Here is a 16,941-nt window from a genome sequence, read left to right as displayed (position 1 = left end):
CCGGACGGCAATCTGGAGTTCCTCGGCCGCAACGACGAGCAGGTGAAGATCCGCGGCTTCCGCATCGAGCCGGGCGAGATCGCCGCACGGCTTTGCGAGCACGCCTTGGTGCGCGAGGCCGTCGTGGTGGCGCAAGAGGACCGAACGGGCGACAAGCGGCTCGTCGCCTATGTGGTCTGTGCGCCCGAGGCCGGACCGCAGGAGGAGGACGCAAGCGCGCTTGCCGCCACCTTGCGCGCACATCTGAGTGCCCGCCTGCCGGACTACATGGTGCCGTCGGCCTTCGTGCGGCTCGATGCGCTGCCGCTGACGCAGAACGGCAAGCTCGACCGCAAGGCGCTGCCCGCTCCCGACGACGACGCCTATGCGCGGGCCCCCTATGAGGCACCGCAGGGCGAGATCGAGACGGCGCTGGCTCAGATCTGGACGGAGCTTCTCGGGATCGAGCGGGTCGGACGCCATGACAATTTCTTTGAGCTCGGCGGCCACTCCCTCTTGGCGGTGCAGTTGCTCAGTCGCGCGTTCGATCTTGGGTTCAAGCTGAGCGCCGCTAACCTCTTCCAAGCCCCTTTTCTAAAGGAACTTGCGTCAAAGGTTCATTTGGAACCACAACCCAGCAGGCCGGGAGTGATTTGCGTTCGAGAAACCGGATCGCAGCCGCCGCTGTTCTTTGTTCCCACAGGTTTGGGCGATTGCTCCTATGTCCTGAGTTTGGCGAAGGAAATGAACGTAGAATGTCCTGTCTACGCTTTGCCATGGCCGCCTTTCAATGACGTTTGTCCGCCAACTCTCGAGGCAATGGCGGCGGAGCTAAGCCTGGCAATTCGAGAGATCCAGCCAAAGGGTCCGTACCGCTTTGCCGGATACTCATCAGGGGCAATCTTAGCTTACGCAATTGCGCATTGCTTGCTAAGTCCCGGTGACGCTGTGTCATTCATTGCTCTAATCGATGTTGTGTTACCTGCAAATCCGTCAAGGCTATCGCCGGCCAAAATGATGCGAGAGGTGCTTCTTGACTCTGTCGAATTAGATGACGACTCCTTCGAGATACTCGAACGGATCGCTGACCAAAGTTCAGTTTCTCAGCTCCTCGAAATGGCACAGAAACTTGGAGGGTTACCTCTGGATCGTGATCTCCAGAAGGAGATTTTGATGTATGAAAAGGCCTTGCAGTTTCGAAGGGCGCTGAACTTGTATCGACTTCCGTCTCTGCCGGTTGAGATACACCAGTTCTATGCCAACAGCTCTATCAGTCATCGGGCACGATCTCGCAAAATTCCGATAGGTCCAGAAGCACATTCGCCTTTGCGAGGTTGGGACCGGATTTTAAGTGCAGAGGCCATTCATGCCGTTCCAATTCCAGGCGACCATCTGACCATGATGAGTGTCCCGGAAAACCGCCGAGTTCTGGCTCGACGCATATCAACGACCCTGAACAGCTCATCGACAACGAATGTTCGAACTTCACTTTCTTGAGATCCATCGCTTCTGACATCCAGGGAAATGGATTTTGCGTCTCCGCGAAGAGGGTTGCGTATTTCGCAAAAGCCGAACACAGTCCCGCGTTAAGCTATGCCACCTTTTCCATGCTGAGGAAGCGCAGTGACTCAGGGCGATGCGTTGCTTGCGACAAGTGCTGGCGAGGATGTTGTGTACCTCGTCGATGACCAAAACCCGCACGCCGATGGCCATTTCAACACCATCGAGGTGGCTGACCAGGTGAATGCAATGCTCGACCGCTTCCTGGCAGTCGGCCTAAGGCCGCGCCTCGCCACCGGGATGTAACGGATGCGGATATGCTTAATAGACAAGTACGATGTAAAGGCATCCTTTTGACTGAGCGAAGCACCTTTCCCTAGGCGCTCGTTAGCGTACGCGCCTTTGCGCGGCGCGAGTATTGTCTTCGCGCGCTTTTCGTGATCGGCAAGTACGACGCCCGAAACTTTGATCCGCGGGGGTGACCATTTGGTTTTCGTTAGATGCCCGCCGGCAGTGGCATCTTCAGCGATGGGGAATGAACTTTACAAAGTGAGAAAACCCCCGTTCAGCTGCCACGCGGCAGTGCTTTTCCGCCGGGATCGCCATAATCACTCCGAACCGAGCGCGAGCCAAATCTTCTCCTCGTCCGGTTCTGGAAAATTGTATTTCGGCAGTAAGAGTTTCACGCGGGAGCATCGTAGTTGATCCGTGCTGCGCCCGTGCATTGAAAGTCGCGCTCCCGAAGGATGCATTATCGGTTGAATAATGATGTTCTTCCAGCACAACGCGCAGCACGCAATAGGCAACGGCAGGCGGGTTCGTTCGCGCTCGGAGTTCGCGATACCATTGGACAACGGTTTTGGCGAATTGACGACAAAGCTATTGTCGGACTTTCTGGGTGCTCTCAGTTAACCCACGGAATAGAAATCAAAAATTGCCTTTTTGAAGCTCTCAACATGTTGGCATGAATTTTGAAGCTGCCCATCAAAAGGTCGCGAGAGCTGCTTACCAGGAGTGAGAGATAGCTCGGGGAGATTCAATGACTGGAGATAAGAAATGTTGCTGAGCAAGATTCTCAGATTGATGCCCTCTTGCGGCACGATTCCCACAGGGTGGTTTTGGCACCTGACCACCTAATCGGCTGCGCTGCGACAAAGCCCTATACAGGAGAGATCCTTTCACACCCCATCGAAAGACGTTGGCCTGCAACTAGTAGCGGCCAGGTCTGATGACTTGCGGTGGCAGGAGATCTACAGCGAAGGAGACCTGCAAATGCCGAGTGTTTTTTCGCCAGTGGGCCCATGTCAGTGGTGTCAGTTGCGGCAGAGTAAGCCATGATACGCTATCTCTATGATCCGGCGAACGCCGTTACCGCCCTCGGCCTCGTCTTCGCGACAACCGCCATCTATTTTGCCCTCATTGGACATTTTGAGCTCGCGATATGTTTTTCCTTGTGGGCGCTTCTGGCGGATGATGCAGATGGCATGATCGCAAAATGCTCGCGGAACAGATCGGCCCTCACGGCGCAGATTGGCGGCGCCTTCGACAATCTGGCGGATCTCGTCTACGCATGCATTTTTCCATCTGTCCTGATTTTGTCTTTCAACGCCTTTTCCGGGCCGGCCTTGCTGGCTGCGCTCTGCCTCGTGCTTTCGGGTGCACTTCGCCTCGCATATTTTTCAACATTTGGTCTCGATGAGGATGGCTTCGGCAGAGGTCTTCCGCTTAACAACGATGTCTTTGTGCTCGCTATTCTCTTTGCCGCAGACCACTATTTGCGAATTCGCCATCTCGGGGTTGCCCTTATCGGTGCAGCATTTGTGCTATCCGGCCTGCATCTTGCCAGTTTCAGATTCCCCGGGACCGGCACTAAATTGCGCCTTACCAATCTGACCCTTGTGGTAGCCGGTTCCATTGCCCTGCTGACGAGTGAATTGGCATCCTAGACAAAGGGAGGAAGTCATGGAAAGCGCTTTCGAGCTTGAAACACGTGCCGTCTTCGATCGATACCAGCGTCAGCAGGAAAATGACGATCACATCTTCGACAGATTGGCATCGCTCATCGAAGAAGACTATTTCGGTCTTCCCGTGGGAAGCTTCCGCGGTCTCGACATACTGGACGCCGGATGCGGATCAAACGCGAATGCGTCTTATGCGTTTCTTGAGAAGGGTGCGCGTAGCGTCACGTCGCTGGAGCTAGGTAGTGAGTGGATGGACTGCGCGAGCAAGCGGCTCGGCCGATTTGGCGCCCGCTCAGCGCTCGTGGCCGGAAGCGTCCTTGACTTGCCGTTTGATGATCGAAGCTTCGATTTTGTCCATTGCGCTGGGGTTCTGCCTCACACCAGCGACCCGAGAAGGGGCTTCGAAGAACTCACGCGCGTTACCCGCCCGGACGGCAAGCTCTTCATAACAGTCATGGGCACCGGCAATGGTGTCGTCTACCGATGCATCAATCACCTGCGCGAACTCTATAAACACGACCTACAATTTCGCCATTCGGTTGACAATCTCAATGCGGCTAGCGCGCGCCAAGCCATCGATTGGCTGCTGGACACGAAAGATCGTGAGGAGGCCGAATATCTTTCGAAGGAAAACGACTTCTTCCGCAGCTTATTCGATGAGGATTTCTTCGTGACGATCCGAGACCGCTTCCAAGCGCCGACCTATCACGATTTCGACTTTACCGAAATTCAAATTAGGGACTGGTTCGCTGAATGCGGCTTCGCGAATATCCGCCGCATCTCTCGCTACACCCGAGCCTTTCACAATCTGCGCCGCTTCCTTGCGCCGATGTATCGCCACTATGACCACCCGCTAGCGCGGTTCTGGTTCGGCGACGGCTGCATCCAGATGATTGGCGAAAGGCCGAGGCAGTAATAATAATCACTCTAGGACGAACGCGACATCCATGTGCGCAATCTTTGGGATCATACTCAAACAGCCCGGCGCTTCGGTCCCCGCCACCGCGGTCGACTATTGTGCCGAGGCTCTCGCCCATCGCGGGCCGGACGCCGGTGGCCGCTATATCGACTGCGCCGTCGCATTCGCACACCGACGGCTATCCATCATTGATCTTGATGCTAGGGCCAACCAGCCGTTCCGCGATGAGGCAAGCCGCGTGGTTGTCACCTATAACGGAGAGATCTACAACTACCGTGAACTGAGATGCGAATTGGCTCAGCTCGGATTCGAATTTTCGACGCAGTCGGATACCGAGGTTCTCCTCAAGAGCTATCTTGCCTGGGGCAAGTCGTTCCTGAATCGTCTCAATGGTATATTCGCATTCGCGTTGTTCGACCCGCGCCGATCTCTTTCGTTCATTGCGCGCGATCGCATTGGCGTCAAGCCGCTTTACTATATGGATCAAGATTTCGGGGTGCTCTTTGCCTCGCAGCCCAACGCACTCATTCGCTGGCCCGGCGTTGTCCGTAAGCCCGATATGAAAGGAGCGCTGAGCTTTCTTTCCTTCCGCGCCGTCGTCGGCGCCAGAACGCTGTTTGCCGGCATATCAAAATTGGAGCCGGGATGCCTGCTAGAAGTCAAGGACGGGCACGTAAGGTGTGAACGTTGGTGGAGCCTGGCAAGTCCGCCTGAAAGAAGATTATCCAAGACGGATATTAGGTCGCTTGTCGGCGATGCGGTCGAGAGCCAGCTAGTTGCCGACGTTCCGGTCGCCGCATTGCTGTCGGGCGGACTAGATTCCAGCATCCTCGCCTATGAGCTCTCCGCGCGCGCGCCGGTACGTCCCATCTGCTATACCGGAAAGGTCGATGGTGCTGACTACGACGAGACCGGCTACGCGCGCGAGGTTGCGGCCCATCTAAGTCTTCCCCACCGCGTGGTGACCATCGGAGAACCCTCAGATATTGATGCGGTAGCCGAGCTGGTTCGCCTGCGAGGTCATCCCCTTGGCATGCACAACGAAACAGCCATGTTCACTCTCGCGAAGGCCGTCGCCAAGGAGCACAAAGTTGTTTTTACCGGCGAGGGAGCGGACGAGATTTTCGCGGGCTACAGCCGGTTATTCCGCCTGCCGTACGACTACAACAGAAGCAGGCTCGTGGCGACCTTCCCGGCTGCCATCGCGAAACTCGCACGTCGCCGACTCGCGTTGGGACCTCATGCACGGCCGCTGCAATTTTTCCTCGACCGCTATTCGTATTTCCCCTTTGATGAGATCCGGTCGCTTGCCATCAGCGGCAGATTTAGCGCCGACGACGGCGAGGAACTTTTCGCGCATTTCGAGAAGCAATTTGCCGAGGCAGACGGTGACCTCTTCAGTCAGATCGCCCATGTCTTTGTAGCAACGCATCTGCCAGCTTTGCTGGAAATGGTCGACAATACAACGATGGCCGCAGGCCTCGAAGCACGCGTGCCCTATACCGATCATCGAGTAGTCGCTGCCGCTATGGCTATCTCGAGTTCAGAGCGGCTGAAGTGGAAATCGGCGATCGCCCCGGTCCAGGCGCTGTGCTCCCCCATCACCTCATTCAGCGAGCGTCTCGACGTGCCGAAATATCCGCTGCGGCGGGACTATGGCAAGGTCCTGCCCCAGTCCGTTCTGTGCAGGAAGAAGATGGGTTTTCCCCTTCCGCTCGGTCAGTGGGCCGTCGCGGAGCGATCCAGGGCCTATCGGAATCTCGTTTTTGGTAAAGAATCGCCGCTCGGCGATCTCTTCGACCTTAACGCCTTGAGGACCTGGTTCGAATGCGGTCGAACAAATCCTTCCGACTCCTTTGGCCGAAAATTCTGGCTTCTTGCCAATCTCGCGCTCTTCTTCCGGGAGGTCCTAGCGTGAGGAAGCTGTGTTCTCCGACCCCTTCTTGCAAGCGCCGTTCAAAGAAGACCCCGCGCAGCGAAGGAGGCGCTCGAAAGGCCGAGAATCTGTGCGACGGTCGGAGCGAAAGCCTCGGCAGAACTTCCGGCCAACCGGCGAGGCTCGATGCCGCCAAGACCGAAAAGGCACATACGGTCGTCTTCGATGGAGCCTGGACGGAAGCCATGGGTCGAAGCATATTGCGCTTTGCCGGTTGGGGTCTGAGCAGTCGTGCCGAGTGGCGTCTCCTCAAACGAGAATCCTGGCGGGGCGACATAGGTTGCTACCAGAGCCCGTTCGGCTACCGGCACGTGATCGCTCGACCATGCCTCCACTTTGTGTTGGCCCAACAGTTGGCCGACGGTGGTGCGGTCCCGCGACCCGTCCACCAACACGTGAAGGGTGGCTCCTTCGCTTTCCCATATATGATCAGGAAGGATGGCCTGCGGATAGAGGGCCGTGTGGACGGCGCTGTGGCCATGATCGCTCGCGACGACGATGGCATAGTCGCTTTCGCGACCGACCCGTCGCAATCCATCGACCAACGCACCAATCATCAGGTCTGCCATGGAGATGGACCAATGCGCCGCCTCGCTTTCATAGCCGAATTGGTGCTGGATAGCATCGGTCATTTCGATTTCAGTCAAGATGAGATCGGGCGGATTGTCCGAACATGCGAGCGCACCCGCCGCGTTGACCATCAGATGGTCAGCGGCCAGTCCCGCCATCAAGGGTGTACTTGGAACGGTGTTCCGTGCGGCGGGAAACCCGAAGAGGTCGAGCACGCCAGCCGCGGCCAAGCGGCCCTCGGGATCCTTGATTATCCGGGCGCGACCGAGGCGATCTTCGGGCAGGCTCTTGAAGAACCGGCTTCCCTGCAAAAAGCCACGTTCCCACCAGGCAGGTACGAAGATGTTGCAATCGGCAGGGTCGACGAGACCAGCACCGATCGAGGCGACATCCAGTCCCGAATTCGTAGCGAGTTTGGCAATCGTCGGCACCCGCATGTATTGCGCGTCGGCGCAGATGAAGGAGCCGTCTTTGACGATGTGATTGCCGTAGATGCCGTTCACCTGTGGCTCTGCTCCGGTCATCATGCTGGCGCGGCCGGGCATCGAGGTGCCGGGCATGGTCGAGCGCAGACGCTCCACCGAAAGCCCTTCGCCCGCCAGGCGCGACAGCGTCGGAAGCCGGTATCTGTGTTTTACAAAATAGTCGGCGCTTACGCCATCCACCAGAATCACGATCGCCTTACTGGGCACCGGCTGATGCGTGACAGCAGGAATTGTAAGTGGGGAAACGTGCGTTGACGCATCGGGCTTCATCATTTGGCCACCTGGGAAAAGTCGAAACGGCCTTTTATCCGTTCTGAGTGACGCAAATGTGAACCTGTCATTTGGAAATTTCGCAAGAAGCCGGCCGCCCGCTGGGATCGGTCGAAAGCTTTAACCAATGTCTGTTTGGCCAAAGAGGGGTGTTATGATGGCAATGGCAACGCGCGCGATTTTCCTCCTCGATTTCCGGGAAATACGTCTTTGGAGCGGCCGCTATGATGCACACTTGGTTCCTGTTTGCGGCGAAGCACTTTTGGACCGGCTAGCAACAACATGTTTGGAATGCGGCGTTTCGGAGCTCCTGATGGTTGCCAATGCCTTACCGGCCGATGGCCTCGAGGCGTTCTGCCGCAGGTTTGGGGCCACCGCCTATCCGCTGTCCGACATTAAGCTCATCGACGCACGTCTTCGTGAGGACAATGATACCTTCTTTATCTTTGGAACTCCGTTTTTCGATGGTTCCGTTCTTTATGGCTTGAAGCAAGGTCAGGGGCTACGAAGCACCGAGTGGCGGCCCGAAGCGCCCACCGGTGTTTATCGTCTCGGTAGCGACGATCTGCATGCGCTTCTGCTGGAGAGCGCTGCCTTCGGCGAAGTCAGACAGGTCTTCGGTGCGATTGCAGACGGTATATCGAGGATATCTGCAGCACCATCGCCCGAATATGCAGGCACCGCGGGTGAACTGCTCGATATTCGCGACGGAGTGGATGTCGCGATCGCGGAGTTTCGCTGCAACACGGAAAACCTTGTCAATCGCCTGGAGACAAGTGTCGGGGGATACTGGAGAAAACCGATCGCAGAACATATGCTGCTCTGCAATACGCGCTTCCCGCCAAAAGCTTTTTTCCACCGGCTTCAATCGAGGATCGAAGGCGCTTTGACGTGCTATCCCTCTCAGCAAGTTGACATTGCGACCCTTGTCGCCGAGATGACTGCGCAGAGAAGTGACTATGTGGCGGTCGGAAACGGCGTGACCGAACTGATACTGGCTCTCTATTCCACCCTGAAACCGACGATCGCGGTTCCGACGCCGACCTTTGCAGGCTTCCAGACGCCGCTCCCAGAGGAGCAAAAGAAGAACTTCGTTCTGTGTGCACCCAATTTTGACCTAGACGTTCAGGCTTTCTTCGATTTCGTGGTTAGGAGCAATGCCGACACCGCAATCGTCATCAATCCGAACAATCCGACAGGCCGCTTGGTCGACTTCGCCGACATGGTATGGCTGATTGAAGCGCTCCGATCCACAGGCCGGCGGTTAATCGTCGACGAATCCTTCATCGATTTTCCCGCCGACGGCCGGCGCCATAGTGTCGAGAGCCTGGTGTCTTTCCACGACAAGCTGATCGTGGTGAAAAGTCTCGGAAAGGTCTTCGGGCTCGGCGGAATGAGGCTTGGTTATCTCATGAGCAGCGACACTGAGCTCGTAGCCTGCGTCCGGCGGAAGCTGCCCTTGTGGAACATCAACGGCGTCGCGGAATGCGCGCTCTTCCTTCTGGCCGAATTTCTGGAGGAACTGGAGGATAGTTTGACGTTGCTACGCAGTGATCGAGAGCACTTCCAGCGCGATCTCAAGACCGTCCCGGGCCTCGAGGTGGTGCCGTCGCAAACCAATTTCGTGCTGTGCCGGCTGCCGCAGAATTCCCCATCCGCCGCGAAGCTGAAGCACAACCTCATCCGGCGCGAATCCGTCCTCGTCAGAGAATGCGGCTATCAAACGATGAAGGATGCTGATCGCTATCTTCGCCTTTCGGTTCGCAGTCCGGAGGAAAATCAAGCGCTCGTCAATATCCTGAAGCGCAATCTTGGCCAATGCACCGGCGGCTCCGAATCGTCCCTCGTCCGATAGTAGCAGGGGTATGGGCTTGCGACGAAGAGACGATTGTTTCACATTCTACGAAGCTTTCTCGGGTGCGCGACGAGTCATACGCCGTTCATGAGTTATGCTCTCTTGGCGCTCGGCCGCCCGCCGGCGGACGCCGATGTCATTCGTTGACGCACTCGATACACGTATTTCGCCTGCATGATTCTGATCGACGCCATTGTTCGCGGCCAACTGTCATCTTTCAAAGAGACGATACCATGACATCGATTCTAATCGCCGTTTGGTCCTGGCACGTGGCGCCGCGCCGTGGGGAGAAAGCGCCGCTGCGGCAGTCAGCCGCGTTATGTTTGGCCACGCAATTGTAACGCACCTCGGCCTATGATCCAAAGCAGGCCAATTTAAGTGTATGGTTCTGCGCAGTGTGTACGGAAACGATCCTGTGCCGCAGGATCAACGAAGATCGGTCAAAGCATGTCGTCAAGCCACCAGCGTCGAAAACAAATCCTGTCTATGATTGAAGCCACCGGAGAGGTGCGTACCCGCGAGCTCATAGAAATGCTCGGGATATCGGAAGAGACGGTTCGCCGCGATCTTAAAATGTTCGAACGCAGCGGGCGGGTGGTGCGGGTCCATGGCGGAGCCGTCGCTACCGGAGAACCAAAGTTGCTCGCGCTCGCATCGCGCTCCACCAGCCAGGCAGGTCAAAAGGACGATATCGCCAGCATGGCGCTGTCCTTGCTGAAGCCCGGCCAGAACGTTTTTCTTGGGGGAGGCAGCACAGTACTGGCGCTGGCACGCCGGATATCAGCGCTTCCGAAGATGCGAATCGTGACCAACATGATCGACACCTGCATCGCCGCCGCCGAGGGCGGTCGACATGAGGTCAGCCTACTCGGTGGCAACTTCAATGCCGATCATCGTAGCGTCATGGGGCCGCTAGCGCTTAGAACTCTTGAAGAGCAGTTGCTCGATCTCGCTATTATCGGCGTCAATGCCGTTGATCCGGAGAGAGGTTTTTTCGATCATGAGGAGATCGGACAGTCATTAGCGGCAACGCTTGCCCGTCAGGCCGAGAAGGTCGTCATCCTGGCTGACCACACGAAATTCGACGTGCGCGCGCGATTTCGCATCTTGCCACCCCAGGCCATCTCCGTCCTCGTCACCGACCGAATTCCATCCGCGCGGGCGCTCGAACTGTTCGGGCGTGTTCGCGTCAATGTAATTTGGGCGGGGCGGAAACCGTCATGAACCCACATTTCAGTTCAAAACATTCCGTCGTTATTTTGACCGACATATGCTGTAAATACTGGACTTTTGCCTACAAACACGACCAATTCGCGTCGCCTTTCCGACAATTTTCCTTCAAACGCAGAAGTTGATGTCGTAATCGTTTCACTTCGCTGATACCCTAACCCTCATAAATCCATCGCATTCACGCATAAAACCGTCATAAATATCCGCTAATAGTCCTCGCAGCCGACACGCTAAATGATCAGCAGGGGTGACGGAGGAGGATGCGTTGCAGGAAGATCTGACGGTGGGGACATATCAACGAACCAAATGCCTTTTTCGCGGCTAAGATGACCTGGTAGGCGCAGACCACCCGACCCGAATCCCCGAATGACGTAATAGCATCCGAACCCACCGTTCGGATGGGGCGATGTTTTTGCCTAAAGTTCTTAAATCCCGAGCAATTTCACAAAGGACAGGACACCATGATCGATAGGCGTGAATTCTTGACCCTGGCAGCAATATCCGCCGGATACGCAGCCATGTCTGATATTGGCCTGGCGGCCGCCGACGACTCGCGAAAGGCATTAACGATTGCGGTTCAGGACCTTCGAACCGTTCTCGAGCCGATCGACGAATCCTCTATTGCCAATGTTGCCTGGCGCGTCCAATACAGTATCTTCGATCAACTGCTGCGAACGGATTACAACGACAATTTCCGTCTTCACTTCGCGCTCGCGGAGACGGTTAAGCAGATCAATGAAACGACCTACGAGGTGACGCTCCGCCGAGGCGTGAAATTTCATAACGGCGCGGAAATGACGGCCGACGATGTAGTGTTTTCGCTGGGTCACGAGCGTCTTCTGGGCGACAAGGCGCCAGGGGCCGCCGTCAAGGCTAATTTTCTGTCCTCCTTCGACTCAATTGAGAAGCTGGCCGCTGATCGGGTGCAAATCACAACGAAGTCGCCCGACCCGGTATTTTTGAAGCGATTAGGTGCCTGGGGAACCCAGATCATCAGCGCTGAAGCCTGGAGGGGGGCAAAGTCCTATTCGGATTGGGCGCAGCGGCCAATCGGGACAGGTCCATATCGGATCGCACAAACCAACACCGGCGATTCCATCCTGCTCGAGGCCCATGATGCTTATTGGGGAGGCCGACCGCCGTTCAAATCAATTCGTTTCAAAAAGGTTCCGGAAATTGCCGCGCGCATCGCGGGCCTGCAATCCGGCGACTATGATATCGTAACCGACATTACGCCAGATCATATGAACGAAATCGATGGAAAACCCGGACTCGAAGTCTTAGGGGGGAATTCGGCTTGGTTTCGTTTTCTCACCTTTTCTGCGCGCAAGTGCGCGCCGCTTAAAGACGTGAGAGTGCGTCAGGCCATTGCTCTTTCCATAGACAGAAATGCACTGGCGCATGGCCTATGGGACGGTCGGGCGAGCGTGCCGTCGGGATGGCAGCTTCCCATCTTCGGGGATCTGAACGATGCGTCACGCCCGCCATTGTCCTTCGATCCAGATCGGGCAAGACAGCTTCTTGCCAGCGCGAGCTACCGTGGCGAGGAGATCCCTTACCCGACGGTCGGCAATTACTATCCAATGCAATTCGCAGAAAATCAGGCTTTGGTCGAAATGTGGAAGGCCGTCGGGCTTAACGTCAAGCTGGTCATGTGCGAAAACTGGGACCAGGTCGCCAATATTCCCGGCATTTTCGACGAGTCAGGCGGTGCTTTTTACGCCGATCCGATTGCAACGCTGTGGCAGATCATAGGACCGACCAACGGTCTTCAAAGCAACGGCGATTGGTCGAGTAGTGAATTCAACTCGCTCGGCGACGAACTCGGTTCAACTGTCGATTTGGCGCATCGCAAACAGATTTGGCAGCGCATGCAGGACATCGTCGACCGTGATGATCCTCCGATCACGCCCCTGCATTCAATGCCCTTCATCTATGGAAAGAAGGCCGGAATCGATTGGATGCCGACCCCTCTTCCGCAGATGTATCTGGGACCGTCGCTTCCCTCTGAGCCCGTGATCTGAGCAGGGATTATCCACGATGCACTACGGATTGAATTCTGTGGCTCCGATGCCCGTTTCACCTGCCTGTGGCGAGCCCGTCCTTTGGATCAAGGGACTCCGACTGCAAATTGGCGATACGGCGATCTTGCACGGCGTGGACCTGGCGGTACATGAGGGCGAGGCCGTCGGGATAGTCGGGGAATCGGGAAGCGGAAAATCGATGACGTGGCGAGCAGCTCTCGGGCTGCTCCCCAAAGGTGCAAGCACATCCGGCGAGGTGACGTTCGCCGGCCGGAACATCCTTGCGACGGCCGAGCATGACCTCGAAGGCATTCGTGGACGCCGCATTGCGGCGATTTTCCAGGATGCCGCTTCCGCACTTAACCCGATCCAACGGGTTGGATCCCAGATCCTCGAATCTCTTCGTATACACAGAAGCCTTAATGGCGCGGCGGCAAAAGCGGAAATGTTGCGCCTGCTCGATCAGGTTGGGATCGTGGACGCCGCCAACCGCTCTCGGGCGTATCCACATGAGTTGTCCGGTGGGCAAAACCAGCGCATGGCCATCGCCATGGCTCTGGCCGGGAACCCGGAAATATTGATTGCCGATGAACCGACGACGGCGCTCGATCCAACCATCCAGGCGCAGATATTGATGCTCCTCAAGCGCATTCAGCTTGAGCGCGCGATGAGCGTCATCTTGATCAGCCACGACCTTGGCGCCGTGGCGGCGCTCTGCAATCGCGTCTGTGTCATGTATGCGGGCAGGATTGTCGAGGATGCGCCGACAGCGGAGCTACTTTCTAAGCCTGAGCATCCCTATACGCGTGCCTTGATCGCGTCAATTCCACCCCTGAGCGGCGAGCGCAAACGCTTGCAGGCCATTGGCGGAGAACCGCCGGATCCTCGGCACATGCCAAAAGGCTGCGCCTATGCGCCCCGCTGCAGTAGTCTTTCCGAAGAATGCAAGGAATCGATACCGGCTCCGGTTTGCCTACGTGGCAGTCATTCCATCCGGTGCTTCACGGCCACGCGTGCGCTGGGTTTGGCACCATGACACTTCTGTCCGTCAACGCCATTACGCGCCGGTACACATCGCCAGGCTTTTGCTTTGGTCGGAAGAGGCCGATTGTTGCGGTGGAGAACGTGTCACTGTCACTTCAACAGGGCACGATCCTCGGTTTGGTCGGAGAATCGGGCTCCGGAAAGTCGACGACTGGCAAGTTGGTGCTCGGCCTTGAGAAGCCCGATAGCGGTGAAGTCATTTTTGCCGGCAATCCACTGCCGGCCGCGCGCGACAGTTCCTGGCGAAGTCTCAGGGCACAGATGCAGATGGTCTATCAGGATCCACTTGCGGCCATGGATCCGCGGATGACTATTTCATCAATTATATCGGAGCCGCTGCACATCCATGGCATTGGCAACAGTGACGAGCGCGACGAACGAGTCTCCGTGCTGCTGCGATCTGTTGGACTTGGTGGCGATATTGGCAAGCGATATCCGCATGAACTGTCGGGAGGCCAGAGACAAAGGGTCGTTCTGGCGCGTGCTTTGGCAAGCGGCCCGCGCCTCCTAGTCTGCGATGAGCCGGTCTCCGCGCTCGACGTCTCGATCCAGGCGCAAATCCTTAACCTTCTTGCCGATCTGCGCGACGAGTTTCATTTGACTATCCTCTTCATCAGTCACGACATGCGCGCAGTTCGCAGCATCTGTGACGAACTTGCGGTGATGTATCTCGGAAATATCGTTGAGATCGGTCAGACGGACGACATCGTCCACGCTCCTGCCCATCCCTATACCCGCGCCCTGATGTCGGCGGTTCCCGCCCTCGGACGAATAATCACCGAAATGGACCTCATCGACGGCGAAGTCGATAGTGGGTCAACTGAGACAGAGGGCTGCAAGTTTTATCGGCGTTGCCCGCATGCGACCTACCGCTGCCGCCAGGAAAGGCCTCGACTTGCCGCCGTAGTGCCGGGACGGCAGGTTGCCTGTCATTTTGTCGAAGAGAACGGGGGCGTGCCGTGACGCGCTTTGCAGCTGTCAGAATCCTTCGCACCCTTCTTACGCTCATCGTTTCGGTGAGCATCACCTTTGTAGTCCTACGCGCATCGGGGGATGCGGCGTTGCAGATCTTGGGTCCGAACGCCAGGGCGCCGGATATTGCCGCGTTCCGTCGCGAGTGGGGCCTCGATCAGCCCATCTGGGTGCAATATGTTCTCTATCTGCGCAACTTGCTGCATGGTGACCTCGGCAAATCGATGCTGGACGGTCAGGATGCATTGGCGATCGTGCTAGCCAGGGTCGCTGTTACGCTGCAGCTGACACTGCCGGCGCTTGCGGTAAACATTCTTCTTGGGATTCCAGCGGGAATTTGTTCAGCTCTCTATCGCGACACCGTCGTCGACAGATCGCTGATGATTGCCTCGGTGATCGGTTTTACCGTGCCAAGCTTCGTCCTTGCGTTAATCCTGATTCTGGTGTTTTCGGTGTGGCTCGGTGTTCTCCCCTCCGGCGGCGCAGATAGTCTTGCGAGCGGTGTCCTGCCGATTGCGACCCTGGGCATTGGTGGCGCCGCCGTGCTAGCCCGTTATACCAAGAGCGCTATGGTCGCCGTTCTTGGCCGGCTACATATCACCGCCGCAAGCGCAAAGGGCATTCGATGGAAAAATGTCGTCCGTAACCATGCCTTTCCAAATGCGGCCATTCCGATTGTGACGTTGTTCGGGCTGATGTTGGGCAGTCAAATCGCCGGCTCAGTGCTGATAGAAGCTGTGTTTGGTTGGCCGGGGATCGGACAGTTGCTCGTCACGTCCGTTGCCAACCGAGACTTGGCGGTCGTCCAAGTCATCCTGCTGCTCGTGACCGCGACGATGACCGTTTCCAATCTTCTCGTCGATGTTCTCTACGGATTCATCGATCCGAGAATGAGACATGCGTAAGGACGAATTTCCGATGACGATATCACTGCAAAGCACGACCCGACGGTATCGTGCCTCTCCCGCCGGATTAAGTCTGATCCTGTTCGCGGCAAGCTGGATCGTGGTCATATTGATTGCGGCAATATTTGCCGACAGACTTGCCCGTTTCGACGTCACGGAAATGGACCTCGCTGCACGATTGAAACCGCCGATCTGTTTCGGCGGGTCGATCAAGCATCTGCTTGGCACCGACGAGCTCGGCCGCGATGTCCTTTCCCGCCTGCTCTTTTCAATACGCACGACGATGCTGATCGCCGTGGGAGCGACTTTCTTATCCATGGTTATTGGCACGACGTTCGGCTTCGCCGCAGCTTACTTCCGCGGTAGTGTCGAGCACGTCATTGCGCTGCTGACAGATGTGCAGGCATCGATGCCCTTTTTGATCGTCGCTCTGACTGTGATGGCATTTTTCGGCCGCGACATGGTGCTCTTCATTGGACTGATGGGGCTTTATGGCTGGGAGCGCAACGCGCGAATTGCGCGTGGCCTTGCCATAGCAGGTCAATCCCAAGGATATGCGGCGACAGCCGCCCATCTCGGAGCCCATCCAGTCCGAGTTTACCTTCAACATATATTGCCGAATACCGCATCGACGTTGATTGTGACGGCGACCCTTCTTTTCCCTGAAATCGTGCTTGCGGAGAGCGGTCTGTCGTTTCTTGGCCTTGGCGTCCAACCGCCGACCACGAGCCTTGGCATCATGGTTGGTATCGGCCGGGAGTATATTGTGAGAGCACCGTGGATGATATTGGTGCCGAGTCTGGTGATCGTCTTTACGACTATTTCCATTAGCCTGATCGGAGACTGGCTGCGAGACCAGCTCGATCCGACGCTGGTGTGAGGAAACGAAGTGCGCTTCAGCTGGCAGACCAAAATTAGATATTTGCCGTTTCAATGTTGCCTAGGTCTCGCGTCCCTTGCAGTCTTCATTGCTCTTTCGACAAAGTGGATCGAAGAATTCGGCCGTATCTCGGAAGACGCAGCTATTGCGAGGCGTGGTGGAGCTGAAATGCATTAAGATCTAAAGCCAGATGCAATCAAAAGACGCGACAAACTCGGCCCTGGGATTGGCACGACTCCAACAGATAACTTCCGTACTTGCGTGACCCTAAACGTCTTCAGCGTGAATACGGAGCAACTTGCTGCCAGGCGGCGGGCCTGCATTCATATCCTATATATTCGGTGCGGTCATATACACAAAAATGGGGCGCAGAGCCCCCGAATTTCTCGCTTGCTCGCCCATTATCGCGCG

12 protein-coding genes and 2 pseudogenes are annotated in these 16,941 nt (G+C 56.7%); 11 read left to right on the top strand and 3 right to left on the bottom strand.

Going from position 1 to position 16,941, the window contains the following annotated elements:
- A partial coding sequence (locus PY649_RS31875) for a thioesterase domain-containing protein (RefSeq protein WP_285872910.1) occupies positions 1-1,476 on the top strand: 1,476 nt, incomplete at its 5' end.
- Here the strand turns inward: PY649_RS31875 and PY649_RS35250 are convergent.
- Together PY649_RS35250 and PY649_RS35245 are read right to left on the bottom strand one after the other, a co-directional pair.
- Positions 1,463-1,570, bottom strand: a pseudogene (locus tag PY649_RS35250) (ribonucleotide-diphosphate reductase subunit beta); the annotation flags it as partial. The gene PY649_RS31875 and the pseudogene PY649_RS35250 sit on opposite strands and share 14 nt — an antisense overlap.
- 74 nt (positions 1,571-1,644) lie before the next feature.
- Positions 1,645-1,692: pseudogene (locus PY649_RS35245) on the bottom strand (hypothetical protein); the annotation flags it as partial.
- Between the two features lie 1,121 nt (positions 1,693-2,813).
- Here PY649_RS35245 and PY649_RS31860 point away from each other — a divergent pair.
- From PY649_RS31860 to asnB, 3 genes are read left to right on the top strand one after another with little or no spacing between them, the layout of a single operon-like run.
- Positions 2,814-3,425, top strand: coding sequence for a CDP-alcohol phosphatidyltransferase family protein (locus PY649_RS31860; protein WP_285872909.1), 612 nt, complete (start codon positions 2,814-2,816; stop codon positions 3,423-3,425).
- A gap of 16 nt (positions 3,426-3,441) precedes the next feature.
- Positions 3,442-4,356, top strand: coding sequence for a class I SAM-dependent methyltransferase (locus tag PY649_RS31855; protein ID WP_285872908.1), 915 nt, complete (start codon positions 3,442-3,444; stop codon positions 4,354-4,356).
- 31 nt (positions 4,357-4,387) lie between these two features.
- The gene (asnB, locus tag PY649_RS31850; RefSeq protein WP_285872907.1) at positions 4,388-6,277 is read left to right on the top strand and encodes an asparagine synthase (glutamine-hydrolyzing); all 1,890 of its coding nucleotides are present in this window, start codon (positions 4,388-4,390) and stop codon (positions 6,275-6,277) included.
- A 38-nt stretch (positions 6,278-6,315) separates the two neighbouring features.
- Here asnB and PY649_RS31845 read toward each other — a convergent pair whose 3' ends face one another.
- Complete coding sequence (locus PY649_RS31845) at positions 6,316-7,623, bottom strand: alkaline phosphatase family protein (protein ID WP_285872906.1); 1,308 nt, start codon at positions 7,621-7,623, stop codon at positions 6,316-6,318.
- Positions 7,624-7,933: 310 nt separating this feature from the next.
- Here PY649_RS31845 and PY649_RS31840 point away from each other — a divergent pair, with 310 nt between their 5' ends.
- The 7 genes from PY649_RS31840 (at position 7,934) to PY649_RS31810 (ending at position 16,530) form a co-directional block, all read left to right on the top strand.
- Positions 7,934-9,475: a pyridoxal phosphate-dependent aminotransferase gene (locus PY649_RS31840; protein ID WP_245472441.1), complete on the top strand. Its 1,542-nt coding sequence runs from the start codon at positions 7,934-7,936 to the stop codon at positions 9,473-9,475.
- Between the two features lie 447 nt (positions 9,476-9,922).
- Positions 9,923-10,699, top strand: coding sequence for a DeoR/GlpR family DNA-binding transcription regulator (locus tag PY649_RS31835; RefSeq protein ID WP_120708842.1), 777 nt, complete (start codon positions 9,923-9,925; stop codon positions 10,697-10,699).
- 467 nt (positions 10,700-11,166) lie between these two features.
- Complete coding sequence (locus PY649_RS31830; RefSeq protein WP_285872905.1) at positions 11,167-12,729, top strand: ABC transporter substrate-binding protein; 1,563 nt, start codon at positions 11,167-11,169, stop codon at positions 12,727-12,729.
- A gap of 16 nt (positions 12,730-12,745) precedes the next feature.
- On the top strand, positions 12,746-13,765 hold the full coding sequence (locus PY649_RS31825; RefSeq protein ID WP_285872904.1) for an ABC transporter ATP-binding protein: 1,020 nt from the start codon (positions 12,746-12,748) through the stop codon (positions 13,763-13,765).
- Positions 13,762-14,736 (top strand): ABC transporter ATP-binding protein, encoded by a 975-nt coding sequence (locus PY649_RS31820; RefSeq protein ID WP_120708845.1) that lies wholly within the window; start codon positions 13,762-13,764, stop codon positions 14,734-14,736. Before PY649_RS31825 ends, PY649_RS31820 begins: the two co-directional genes overlap by 4 nt.
- Positions 14,733-15,650: an ABC transporter permease gene (locus PY649_RS31815; RefSeq protein ID WP_285872903.1), complete on the top strand. Its 918-nt coding sequence runs from the start codon at positions 14,733-14,735 to the stop codon at positions 15,648-15,650. The genes PY649_RS31820 and PY649_RS31815 overlap by 4 nt, the downstream gene beginning before the upstream one ends.
- Positions 15,643-16,530 carry an ABC transporter permease gene (locus PY649_RS31810; RefSeq protein ID WP_432761445.1) on the top strand — a complete coding sequence of 296 codons (888 nt, stop codon included), beginning with the start codon at positions 15,643-15,645 and terminating at the stop codon, positions 16,528-16,530. Before PY649_RS31815 ends, PY649_RS31810 begins: the two co-directional genes overlap by 8 nt.
- Positions 16,531-16,941: the final 411 nt, after the last annotated feature.

Origin of the sequence: Rhizobium mayense (genome assembly GCF_030272705.1) — a bacterium.
GTDB lineage: Bacteria > Pseudomonadota > Alphaproteobacteria > Rhizobiales > Rhizobiaceae > Rhizobium > Rhizobium mayense.
The sequence above is the reverse complement of the archived record's forward strand: the minus strand, read 5'-3'. Positions and strand labels throughout refer to the sequence as shown.

What these genes read in the sequence shown, in the direction of transcription:
- PY649_RS31820 (WP_120708845.1), top strand. Translation starts at nt 13,762, where the DNA reads ATGACACTTCTGTCCGTCAACGCCATTACGCGCCGGTACACATCGCCA.
- asnB (WP_285872907.1), top strand. Translation starts at nt 4,388, where the DNA reads ATGTGCGCAATCTTTGGGATCATACTCAAACAGCCCGGCGCTTCGGTC.
- PY649_RS31810 (WP_432761445.1), top strand. Translation starts at nt 15,643, where the DNA reads ATGCGTAAGGACGAATTTCCGATGACGATATCACTGCAAAGCACGACC.
- PY649_RS31825 (WP_285872904.1), top strand. Translation starts at nt 12,746, where the DNA reads ATGCACTACGGATTGAATTCTGTGGCTCCGATGCCCGTTTCACCTGCC.
- PY649_RS31830 (WP_285872905.1), top strand. Translation starts at nt 11,167, where the DNA reads ATGATCGATAGGCGTGAATTCTTGACCCTGGCAGCAATATCCGCCGGA.
- PY649_RS31855 (WP_285872908.1), top strand. Translation starts at nt 3,442, where the DNA reads ATGGAAAGCGCTTTCGAGCTTGAAACACGTGCCGTCTTCGATCGATAC.
- PY649_RS31835 (WP_120708842.1), top strand. Translation starts at nt 9,923, where the DNA reads ATGTCGTCAAGCCACCAGCGTCGAAAACAAATCCTGTCTATGATTGAA.
- PY649_RS31845 (WP_285872906.1), bottom strand. Translation starts at nt 7,623, where the DNA reads ATGATGAAGCCCGATGCGTCAACGCACGTTTCCCCACTTACAATTCCT.
- PY649_RS31860 (WP_285872909.1), top strand. Translation starts at nt 2,814, where the DNA reads ATGATACGCTATCTCTATGATCCGGCGAACGCCGTTACCGCCCTCGGC.
- PY649_RS31840 (WP_245472441.1), top strand. Translation starts at nt 7,934, where the DNA reads ATGGTTGCCAATGCCTTACCGGCCGATGGCCTCGAGGCGTTCTGCCGC.